Below are 9,950 nucleotides of genomic sequence, written 5' to 3'. Positions count from 1 at the left end.
GAGCCCGGTGCGTTGAGAGGCGCACGCCGGGTTCGGTGAGCGGCGCGGAGAAACGGGTCGGTGGCAACACCGGTACCGCGCTCCGCGCCGACTCTACCTTCCGGGTTTTCGGCCCTGCCGGCTCTCCGAGCGGGCCGGTTCGCCCTTCGGGTTGCCCCGGAGTCCGCGCTCAAACGGCGCTCGGCGTGCACCGAGGGCGCATCGGTGGGAAAATGCGCTTGCACACCCCACCGGTCCCCTCCCGACAATGCCGGACATGACCTGGACCGTCGCCCCGGAACCGTACGACTCCCCCGTCGCCGCCGCCCTGTGGCGCGCGTACTACACGGAGGTCAGCGACCGCTGGTACCGGCTGCACGAGGGCCGGCCCACCGACCCCGGCGAGCTGGAGCGGGAGATCGCCGCACACTCCGGTGCCGACCTCGTACCGCCCCGGGGGCGCCTGCTGGTCGCGCGGTACGGCGGTGAACCGGCCGGCACCTCCGGCGTACGGCTGCTGGACGACACCACCGCGGAACTGACCCGGGTGTTCCTGTACGGCGGAATGCGCGGCCGGGGCGGCGCCGCGCTGCTGGTGACGGCCGCCGAGGACGCCGCACGGGCGCTCGGGGCCGGGCGCATGGTCCTCGACACGCGCGGCGACCTCGTCGAGGCCCGTGCCCTGTACGCACGCCTCGGCTACACCGAGACCGAGGCGTACAACGAGAGTCCGTACGCCGAGCACTGGTTCGTCAAGCGGCTGCGACGCGACGGCTGACGGAGCGGGGGCACGGGCACGGGGCACAGGCCTCCCGGCACGGGGCACGGGGTACGGGGCTCAGCCGGTCCGCGCCGGGGTGCGCGCCTCGTGCGGGCGCCCCCGCTCCGAGCCGCACAGTTCGCCGGTCAGCTCCCGCACGAGGTGCACCAGGTCGGTGGGGCGGTCCGGGCCCCACCAGTCGCCGAGCAGCTCGGCGAGCGACTCCTCCCGGGCCGGCGCCAGCCGCTCGGCGACCTCGCGGGCGGCCACCATCACGGTGGCCAGCGGGACGGGGCTGCGCTCCGCCAGTACGGCCGGCTCGACCCTGCCGTACTTCCTGACCCGCAGCAGCATCCAGCTCGACGCCGCGGGTGCGGTCGGGCACATCCATCCTGGTCGGTGTGACCGGACTTGACCCTTTCAGTCCTGCGGAAGTCCGCATTCCGGGGGCGTGTGCGCGGAAGTGTGGAGAAGATCTGCATAATCTCTGGAGTTCGCGAGGGGAGTCGCGAAGGGAGGGACGAGGGGAGGGACGAAGGCGTGGAACAGCAGAAGGAGCCGTCGCAGGAGCAGCCTGCGGGGGCCTCGTGCCCGGAGTGCGGCACACCCAGGGCGGTGGACAACACACCGTCCTGCGCCTGTGGAACCCGGGCGTCCGAAGCCCTGCGCGACGCGCGTACGGCCCAGGTGGCAGCGGCGGAGGACTTCGATCCGCTGCGCATACGACCGTACGTCGAGCTGGACGGGGCGGCCGGGGAGCCGACGAGGGCGGCAGATGCGTCGGGTGCGACATCGGCTGCGGCTGCGGCTGGGGCCGGGCAGGGGGCGGAGGCTGGGACGCCCACGCCGGACGCGGCCCCAGACCCGGACGCGGACCCGGAGGCCACCATGACACTGCGCGCTGTCGACGCCGGTGTTGGATCCACTGCCGCTGCCGCTGCCGGTGCCGATCCGGCCATAGCGGCGCCCGGAGCGGCGACCGGCGAGGGCACGGAAGCGGACCGCGTACTGCCGACGCCCCTCGCTGCCCCGACCGGCTCGCCCAGCACACACGACCTGCGCCTGTTCGAGTCCTCCGCCACCGCGCGCCTCCCGTCCGTGGCCACGGGCCCGGACGGTGTGCGCGGTGCGGGCGACGACGGCGAACGGCCGCCGCGCAGACGACGCAAGGGCGTACTGCTGAGCGCCGTGGGAGCGGTCGTGGTCGTGGTGGGCGCGGCGGGATTCGCGAGCGGGCTGTTCTCGTACGAGACCCCGTCGCGGGACGGCGCGATGCCGGACGAGGTCCGGGCCGGCGTGCCGGCCCCGTCGACCGACACGGCCTCGCCGAGCGCCGAAGCCAGCACATCCTCCGCCCCGTCGTCCCCTTCCGCGTCTCCCTCCGTCTCCGTGTCCCCGTCCCCGTCGGCGTCCGTGGGCGCGAGCGCCTCCGCCTCGCCGTCCCCGTCGGCGTCGAGCGCATCGCCCACACCGTCCCGGTCGGCCGGGCCGACGCAGACCACGACCGCGCCCGCCGACGACGCCCCGCAGGAGTCCGAGGACGACGACCCCGACCGTGACGGCGGCCCCACGCTGCGCCGCGGCGACCGGGGCTCGGAGGTCGTCGAACTCCAGCAGCGCTTGAGGGACGCGGAGTTCTACTACGGCGACATCGACGGCGACTACGACCGCCAGGTCGAGGAATCGGTCCGTCATTACCAGTGGCGCTGGGGCATCTACTCCGACGAACTCGGCGTCTACGGACCGGACACCCGGCGCAGACTCGAGTCGGAGACACCGGAGCCGTAGCCGCGGAGCCGCAGCCGCGAGGGCCGCAGGGGCGGTGGACCTGCGGGGGCGGTGGACGCCGCCGGAGCCCGTAGGGCGGCCGTCAGCCGATGTGCAGGCGCAGCCCGCCGTCCCCGTCGGCCGCCACCCGCACCCGGGTCAGGTCCTCCACGACCACGTCCGGCCCGTGAAACCCGGCGCGCGGTCCGACCCCCACGACCCGCATCCCGGCGGCGCGCGCGGCGGTGATGCCGGCGCCGGAGTCCTCGAAGGCGACGCAGTCGGCGGGGGCGATGCCCAGTTCGGCGGCGCCCTTGAGGAAGCCCTCGGGGTCGGGCTTGCTGGCGCCGACCGACTCGGCGGTGACCCGGACGTCGGGCTGCGCGAGCCCGGCGGCGGCCATCCGCGCGGTGGACAGCGCCACGTCGGCCGACGTCACCAGGGCGTGCGGCAGGCCTCGCAGTGAGGCCAGGAAGCCGGCCGCCCCGGGGATCGCGACGACGCCCTCGGTGTCGGCGGTCTCCTCGGCGAGCATGCGCGTGTTGTCGGCGTGGTTGTGCTCCATGGGCCGGTCCGGCAGCAGCAGCGCCATCGAGGCGTAGCCCTGGCGCCCGTGGACGACCTTCATGACCTCGTCGCCGTCCAGCCCGTGCCGGTCGGCCCAGCGCCGCCAGACGCGCTCGACGGCGGCGTCCGAGTTGACGAGGGTGCCGTCCATGTCGAGCAGCAGGGCACGGGCGGGCAGAACGGTGGTGGCGGTGGCCGTCATCGGCAGACTCCAAGGCGCGGGGAGGAAGCAAGGCGGCCCCGCCCGCCGGTCAGGGAGAACGGACGGGAGCCACTTTGTTCACCCACGGTACAAAACCAACCGGGCATCGCGCCACCGGGCCACCCGGACATTCACCCACCGTTCAACCCCGACGCCACCCCACACCCACCAACCGGACCCGCGACCGGGCCCGCGACCGGGCCCGCCACCCGGCCCGCCACCGAGCGCGGCACCGGACCTGCCATCGCACCAGCCACCGGGCGCGGCACCGCACCCGCGACCGGGCCCGCCACCCGGTGCGCCACCGGACCCGCGACCGAGCCCGTCACCAGACCCGCCACCGAACCCGCCACCGGCCACCGGCCACCGGCCGACGATCAGCCGGCGATCGCCTCCCACAGGCTCCACACGCCCAGGCCCAGCATGAGCAGCGCCGCGACCTTCGTGATCAGGCGCAGCGGCACCCGCTTCATCAGGGCCTTTCCACCGACAATGCCGAGCCCGGCCACCGCCCACAGCGCGAGCACCGCGCCGAGGCCGACGGAGAGCGGGTCGTCGTAGCGGGCCGCGAGGTTGGCCGTCATGATCTGCGTCAGGTCGCCGAACTCGGCCACGAGGATGAGCATGAAGCCCGCCCCGGCGACCTTCCAGAAGGACTGGTCCTCCGGCTTGCGGATCTCCTCGTCCTCGTCGTCCTTCTTCATCAGCAGCACGGCGGCGCCGCCCAGGAACAGCACACCGGTCACCGCGTGCACGATCTGCTGGGGCAGCAGGGTCAGCACACTGCCGGCCGCGACGGCGAGCACGACGTGCAGCAGGAATGCGGCGGCCACGCCGGCGAAGACGTACGAGGCGCGGTAGCGGGTGCCGAGGACGAGGCCGGCGAGCGCGGTCTTGTCCGGCAGTTCGGCGAGGAAGACGACACCGAAGACGAGCGCCGTCACGGTCAGGCTGATCAAGGTTCCTCAATCGGTCGGGGCCGCCCCGCCGAGAGTGCTGATTCCCGCTTCCCGCGGACTTCACCACGTCCGCGTCGCGTCGCGCGACACCTCGGCACGGCAGCACACGTATCCACCCCTGCCGTACGGCACGGGCGTGCACTGCTTGCCGAAGGTCTCGCTGGCCGGCCTCGCGTGCGAGGCCTGCCTCCGGGTGCCGGCTCAGACGAGCTGAGCAGTATGTCGACGGTCCCGGCGAAGAGCTACTCCCCTTCTGCGCCGTCCATAGTACGCGAACCCGGCGACCGGCTCCGAGGGCCGAAAGTCCCGTCACGCGTATAGACGTGCCATGCACACGTCACTAGCTTCTTACCGACCGCACATCTGTGCGCCATGCGGCGTCGCGAGCATTCCCCTGCCCGCGTCCCAACACCCCCACACCCACAGGGAGTTCGCATGCCGAAGTTCTACGCGCGTCGACGCCTCGGTTTCCTCGCCGCGTTCACCGGGCTCATAGCCTCCGCCGGGCTCCTCAACGGCCCGGCCGCCTCCGCCGCCCTCCCCACCCCGGTCAGCGCCGCCACCGCCCGCGGCTACCTCGCCTCCCTCACGGTGGCCACCGAGGACCGCACCGGCTACGACCGCGACCTCTTCCCGCACTGGATCACCCAGTCCGGCTCCTGCAACACCCGCGAGACGATCCTCAAGCGCGACGGCACGGACGTCGTCACCAACTCCTCCTGCGCCGCCACCAGCGGAAGCTGGTACTCCCCCTACGACGGCGCCACCTGGCCCGCCTCCGGAGACGTCGACATCGACCACCTCGTCCCGCTCGCCGAGGCCTGGGACTCCGGAGCCGACTCCTGGACCACCTCGCGGCGCCAGTCCTTCGCCAACGACCTGACCCGCCCCCAGCTCCTCGCGGTCACCGACAACGTCAACCAGTCCAAGAGCGACCAGGACCCGGCCACCTGGATGCCCTCGCGCAGCGCCTACCGCTGCACGTACGTCCGGGCCTGGGTCCAGGTGAAGTACTACTACGATCTCGCGGTCGACTCCGCGGAGAAGTCGGCCCTGCAGGGCTACCTCGCGAACTGCTGACGCCCCGTCCATCAACTGTTCGGCGCGGAACCACCCCGCCGGCCTCCGTCGTTCCGTACCGTACGGTGCGACGGAGGAGGGGATCATCATGACCGGACTGCGCCTGGGCCCACTGTTGAGGTACACCGACGGCTCGTGCGCGACCGTCTGGGTGGAGACGAACCGCCCCTGCACCGCCGAGGTGCGCTGCGCCGACGGCGCCCGGGGCACGGCCCGCACCTTCCAGATCGCGGGCCACCACTACGCCCTGGTCCCGGTGAGCGGCCTGACCCCCGGTACGGCGACGGCGTACGAGGTGCTCCTCGACGGGGCGGGCGTGTGGCCGCCGCCCGACTCGCCCTTCCCGCCCTCGGTGATCGCCACGCCCACGGACGCCGACGGCATGCGCGTCGCCTTCGGCTCCTGCCGCTGGGCCGCACCGCCCGCCGGCGGCAAGGACGAGGTGGGCCCGGACGCCCTGGACACCCTCTCCGCCCGCATGGCGGCCGACCCCGGGGGCGAGCGACCCGACGTACTCCTGCTGCTCGGCGACCAGGTGTACGCCGACGAGGTCTCCGACGCCACGCGCCAATGGCTCGCCGGCCGCCGCGACCTGGCCGAACCTCCCGGCGAACAGGTCGCCGACTACGAGGAGTACACCCGCCTCTACTACGAGTCCTGGCTCGACCCCGAGGTGCGCTGGCTGCTGTCCACCGTGCCAAGCTGCATGATCTTCGACGACCACGACGTCATCGACGACTGGAACACCTCCGCGGCCTGGCTCGCCGACATGCGGGCCACGGAGTGGTGGCAGGAGCGACTGCTGAGCGGGCTGATGTCCTACTGGGTGTACCAGCAGCTCGGGAACCTCTCCCCGGACGAGCTGGCCGCCGACCCGCTCTACGCCGCCCTCCGTGAGACCTCCGACGGCACCGACGCCCTGCGTGCCTTCGCCAAGCAGGCCGACGCCGACCCGGCCTCCGTCCGCTGGAGCTACCGGCGCGACTTCGGCCGCACCCGAGTTCTGATGGTGGACTCCCGCGCGGCCCGCGTCCTGGAGGAGGACCACCGCACGATGCTCGACCCGGGCGAGGCCGCCTGGCTGCGCGAGCAGATCCTGGACGGGCGCGACGAGGAGCGGGACTCCTACGACCACCTGCTGATCGGCACCTCCCTGCCCTGGCTGCTGCCCCACCTGGTGCACGACGTGGAGACGTGGAACGCCGCGATGTGCGGCGGCGAACGGGGGGCGCGCTGGGCTCGGCGCGGGGAGCGGATCCGGCGCGGGGCCGACCTCGAGCACTGGGCCGCCTTCCCGTCGTCCTTCGACGCCCTCGCCGACCTGATCGCCGAGGCCGGTTCCGGGCCGGGGGCGCCCGCGACGGTGAGCGTGCTGTCGGGCGACGTCCACCACGCCTACGTGGCCGAGCCGTCCTGGCCGGGGCGTGCGCCCGACGCGCGGGTGGCGCAACTGACCTGCTCCCCCGTCCACAACTCCGTGCCGCTCTCGATCCGCCTCGGCTTCCGCTTCGGCTGGAGCGCTCCGGCGCGTGCCCTCGGGCGGCGCATCGCCCGGCACGGACGCTGTGCGCCGTCGGCGGTGAGCTGGCGCAGGACCGGCGGCCCCTGGTTCGGCAACCAGCTCATGACGCTGACCCTGCGGGGACGGTCGGCGCGGCTGCGCCTGGAACAGGCCCGGACCGACCGCTCCGGGACGACCGCACTGCGGACGGTCACGGACCGCGAGCTGACGTAGGCGGCCGTACGCCCGGCACGGGCCCGGATGGCGCGGGCCCGGATCGAGCGGCATGGACCGGCATGGACCGGTAGCGAGGACGGGTATGAATTGAGACACACCAGCGGCCCGCGCCGCAGGCATGGGAGCGCTCCCACCTGGCACGGCGACTGCGGCAGGAAGGTGCCTGCACGTCAGGCTATGGCCAAATGTTGAACTTGCAAGCACTCATTAGGCTCACCTAACGTGGGCGGCCCACTCGGTTCCGTCCCCCACCGGCCCCACCCCGGCCGGCCGACCGAAGGAGCACCCCCACATGTCCGGACGCCTCAACAGCGCCCAGCCCTACGTATTCGGCTTGTTCCGCATAGTCGTCAGCCTGCTCTTCGCCTGCCACGGCGCCGCCTCGCTCTTCGGCGTCCTCGGCGGCGCCTCGGGAACCGGTGGCACGATCGACGCCGGCACCTGGCCGGGCTGGTACGCGGCCGTGATCCAACTCGTCGGCGGTGGCCTCGTCCTGCTGGGCCTCGGCACCCGCCCGGCCGCGATCATCTGCTCCGGCTCGATGGCGTACGCGTACTTCAAGGTGCACCAGCCGGGCGCCCTGTGGCCGATGGAGAACGGCGGCGAGGCCCCCGCCATGTTCTGCTGGGCCTTCCTGCTGCTCGCCTTCACCGGTTCCGGCGCCTTCGGCCTGGACCGGCTCTTCGCCCGGCGTACGTCCGAGCAGGAGCGCACCGCCCCGGAGCGGCAGACGCCGGTCGCCGCCTGACCGGACCGTCATAGCGGTGCCCTGCGCGGTGGGCGGTGCTCTCCCGGACGGGGGGCACCGCTGTCGTGCTTCGCGAGCACGTGTTTCACGAGTACGCGTGAAGACACCACTGGGGTGAACGCCCCGTACCCGAACACACAAGCCCCCTGTGAACCAACTGTCACACCCCGGGCGTACGCTGTATGGCTGTCATCGGCCGCTCCTGCCGTCCCCGCGTCTCGCGGCATGGTCTGGCCCACGGGGGAGTAACGGGGAGTTGTGGTGGTCGAGAGTCTGGGAAGTATCGGGTCGCTGGTCAGCAGCCCGTGGATCTATGCCCTGGTGGCCGTTTCGGTGCTCCTCGACATCTTTCTGCCGGTGCTGCCGAGCGGTGTCCTGGTGATCACGGCGGCCACGGCGGCGGCCGCGGGTTCGGGAGCGGCGGCTGCCGGACGGGTGCCGCAGGACGTCCCCGACATCCTGGTCCTCACGCTCTGCGCGGCGACGGCGTCCGTCATCGGCGACCTTGCGGTGTACCGCCTCGCCTGGCGTGGCGGGGAACGACTGGACCGCGCGATCGCCCGTTCCCGGCGGCTGACCACCGCGCAGGAACGTCTCGGCGGTGCCCTCGCCCGCGGCGGCGGCGCCCTCGTCGTCCTGGCCCGTTTCGCCCCGGCCGGCCGCTCGGTCGTCTCGCTCGTCGCCGGCTCGGCCCATCGCCGGATCCGCGAGTTCCTCCCCTGGTCGGCCCTCGCCGGGCTGGCCTGGGCCGCCTACAGCGTCGCCCTCGGCTACTTCGGCGGTCAGTGGCTGGGCGCGACCTGGCTGGCGACGGCGGTGTCGCTGGTGGCGCTGTTCGGCGCGGGGGCGGGCGCGGCCTACCTGATGCGACGCCAGCCCCGGACGACTGAGGCGTCGTAGCCGCGAAGGCCTTGGGGCGCGCGCGGAGAGCCGCGAGGCGGCGGTGACACCACTCGGCGACTGGGCGACGGGCGACATGGTCACTCGGCCAGGGTGAAGCCACCGCTGCACCCCGAGGGCCGACGGCACGCGGAAGCCTGCCAGGACGAGAGCCGCGCCGCACGCGACGGTCTCGCCCCACCCGGCGTGTGCGCTGGGAGCGGCCAGGCCTCAGCACATACGCCATAGGCGTGCGCGGCGACTCCGTGGCGAGCGACCCGCCGGACACCTCCACCACGGCAGCACGACAGCCCGCACCCGGCACCCGGCACCCGGCACCCGGCAATGGTCGAGGACGGGGGCGCGGCGGCACCGGTCGGCGTCAGGAGGCCCGTCGTGCGGCGGCGCCTCCCCGTATCTCCAGGCCGGCCAGCAGCTCGGCCGTGGCCTCGGCGACGGCCTCGACGGCCTGTTCGAAGACCTCCTGATTGTGCGCGGCGGGCGCGCGGAACCCGGAGACCTTGCGCACGTACTGAAGGGCGGCGGCCCTCATCTCGTCCTCGGTGGCCTCCTCGGCCAGCGCGGGCGGACGCAGTGTCTTGATGCTGCGGCACATGACGTCAGTCTCCTCTCTCCAGGTCGACCCGCCAGTCGTTCGACCTGATCCAGTGGCCCTTCGGATACTCGAAGTCGGCCTGTCCGAGCAGGGTGAACCCCGCCCCTCGGCAGACCGCGTTGGATGCGGCGTGGTCGACGCTCGGGAACGCGTGCAGATACCGGTGGGGCCCGGCGGCGCGGGCCGCTTCCCTCAGGGCACGGGCCGCCCGTACGGCGAGCCCTCGTCGCTGGAACTCCGGCAGCACCGCCCACCCGGTCTCCCAGACCTCGGTGTCCTGCCAGGTCCGCTGCCAGTACCCGATGGAGCCGACGGTCTCGCCGCCGTCCGCCAGCGTCACCCGGTACATCCGCCCCGTCTCCGGCTCCACGTACCGCCGGTGCCGGGCCGTGAGCTGCTCCTCGGTCTCCGGGCCGCCGAGGTGCGCGGTCATCTCCGGGCTGTTGGTCCTGCGCAGCAGCCACAGATCCCCCTCTGCCCAGGGAACCAGGCACACCCGCTCCCCGCCCGCTCCGGTCCGTTCGTCGACACCGTCCATGTTCTTCACCGTAGGGCAGGGGTCTGACACTGATGCTGATACTCAGGTTCCGGCGGTCATGGCTCGGGGTCTGACTGACGCCCTGCTGGGTTGTCTTCCTGCTGTTCTGTCTGACCG

At 73.0% G+C, this 9,950-nt stretch carries 10 protein-coding genes and 1 pseudogene; 6 read left to right on the top strand and 5 right to left on the bottom strand.

The features are described from left to right. The first annotated feature begins 256 nt into the window (after positions 1-256). Complete coding sequence (locus tag KUM40_RS20755) at positions 257-757, top strand: GNAT family N-acetyltransferase (RefSeq protein ID WP_217167521.1); 501 nt, start codon at positions 257-259, stop codon at positions 755-757. A 60-nt stretch (positions 758-817) separates the two neighbouring features. On the opposite strand, the pseudogene KUM40_RS20750 reads toward KUM40_RS20755, so the two are convergent. Beyond that, a pseudogene (locus KUM40_RS20750) lies at positions 818-1,105 on the bottom strand (EmrB/QacA family drug resistance transporter); the annotation flags it as partial. A gap of 174 nt (positions 1,106-1,279) precedes the next feature. On the opposite strand from KUM40_RS20750, the gene KUM40_RS42465 reads away from it, so the two are divergent. Further along, a complete protein-coding gene (locus KUM40_RS42465; protein ID WP_217167520.1) occupies positions 1,280-2,527 on the top strand; it encodes a peptidoglycan-binding protein in 1,248 nt (415 codons plus the stop codon). A gap of 82 nt (positions 2,528-2,609) precedes the next feature. Here the strand turns inward: KUM40_RS42465 and KUM40_RS20740 are convergent, their stop codons facing one another. Further along, positions 2,610-3,275: an HAD family hydrolase gene (locus KUM40_RS20740; protein ID WP_217167519.1), complete on the bottom strand. Its 666-nt coding sequence runs from the start codon at positions 3,273-3,275 to the stop codon at positions 2,610-2,612. A gap of 377 nt (positions 3,276-3,652) precedes the next feature. Continuing rightward, positions 3,653-4,234, bottom strand: a complete 582-nt coding sequence (locus KUM40_RS20735) for a TMEM165/GDT1 family protein (protein ID WP_217167518.1) — start codon at positions 4,232-4,234, stop codon at positions 3,653-3,655. Positions 4,235-4,669: 435 nt separating this feature from the next. On the opposite strand from KUM40_RS20735, the gene KUM40_RS20730 reads away from it, so the two are divergent. The 4 genes from KUM40_RS20730 (at position 4,670) to KUM40_RS20715 (ending at position 8,700) form a co-directional block, all read left to right on the top strand. Continuing rightward, the gene (locus KUM40_RS20730) at positions 4,670-5,314 is read left to right on the top strand and encodes an HNH endonuclease family protein (protein ID WP_217167517.1); all 645 of its coding nucleotides are present in this window, start codon (positions 4,670-4,672) and stop codon (positions 5,312-5,314) included. An 88-nt stretch (positions 5,315-5,402) separates the two neighbouring features. Beyond that, positions 5,403-7,049: an alkaline phosphatase D family protein gene (locus tag KUM40_RS20725; protein WP_217167516.1), complete on the top strand. Its 1,647-nt coding sequence runs from the start codon at positions 5,403-5,405 to the stop codon at positions 7,047-7,049. A gap of 295 nt (positions 7,050-7,344) precedes the next feature. Beyond that, positions 7,345-7,800, top strand: a complete 456-nt coding sequence (locus tag KUM40_RS20720; RefSeq protein WP_217167515.1) for a DoxX family protein — start codon at positions 7,345-7,347, stop codon at positions 7,798-7,800. A gap of 261 nt (positions 7,801-8,061) precedes the next feature. After that, on the top strand, positions 8,062-8,700 hold the full coding sequence (locus tag KUM40_RS20715; protein WP_217167514.1) for a DedA family protein: 639 nt from the start codon (positions 8,062-8,064) through the stop codon (positions 8,698-8,700). Between the two features lie 361 nt (positions 8,701-9,061). Here KUM40_RS20715 and KUM40_RS20710 read toward each other — a convergent pair whose 3' ends face one another. Beyond that, positions 9,062-9,295 carry a DUF2277 domain-containing protein gene (locus KUM40_RS20710; protein WP_217167513.1) on the bottom strand — a complete coding sequence of 78 codons (234 nt, stop codon included), beginning with the start codon at positions 9,293-9,295 and terminating at the stop codon, positions 9,062-9,064. Positions 9,296-9,299: 4 nt separating this feature from the next. After that, positions 9,300-9,833, bottom strand: a complete 534-nt coding sequence (locus KUM40_RS20705; protein ID WP_217167512.1) for a GNAT family N-acetyltransferase — start codon at positions 9,831-9,833, stop codon at positions 9,300-9,302. Between the last annotated feature and the right edge of the window lie 117 nt (positions 9,834-9,950).

The sequence above is a fragment of the Streptomyces sp. AC512_CC834 genome, from assembly GCF_019049325.1.
Classification (GTDB): Bacteria; Actinomycetota; Actinomycetes; order Streptomycetales; family Streptomycetaceae; genus Streptomyces.
The sequence above is the reverse complement of the archived record's forward strand: the minus strand, read 5'-3'. Positions and strand labels throughout refer to the sequence as shown.

Coding starts and splice junctions, on each gene's coding strand:
- KUM40_RS20755 (WP_217167521.1), top strand. CDS start 257: ATGACCTGGACCGTCGCCCCGGAACCGTACGACTCCCCCGTCGCCGCC.
- KUM40_RS20740 (WP_217167519.1), bottom strand. CDS start 3,275: ATGACGGCCACCGCCACCACCGTTCTGCCCGCCCGTGCCCTGCTGCTC.
- KUM40_RS20730 (WP_217167517.1), top strand. CDS start 4,670: ATGCCGAAGTTCTACGCGCGTCGACGCCTCGGTTTCCTCGCCGCGTTC.
- KUM40_RS20725 (WP_217167516.1), top strand. CDS start 5,403: ATGACCGGACTGCGCCTGGGCCCACTGTTGAGGTACACCGACGGCTCG.
- KUM40_RS20720 (WP_217167515.1), top strand. CDS start 7,345: ATGTCCGGACGCCTCAACAGCGCCCAGCCCTACGTATTCGGCTTGTTC.
- KUM40_RS20710 (WP_217167513.1), bottom strand. CDS start 9,295: ATGTGCCGCAGCATCAAGACACTGCGTCCGCCCGCGCTGGCCGAGGAG.
- KUM40_RS20705 (WP_217167512.1), bottom strand. CDS start 9,833: ATGGACGGTGTCGACGAACGGACCGGAGCGGGCGGGGAGCGGGTGTGC.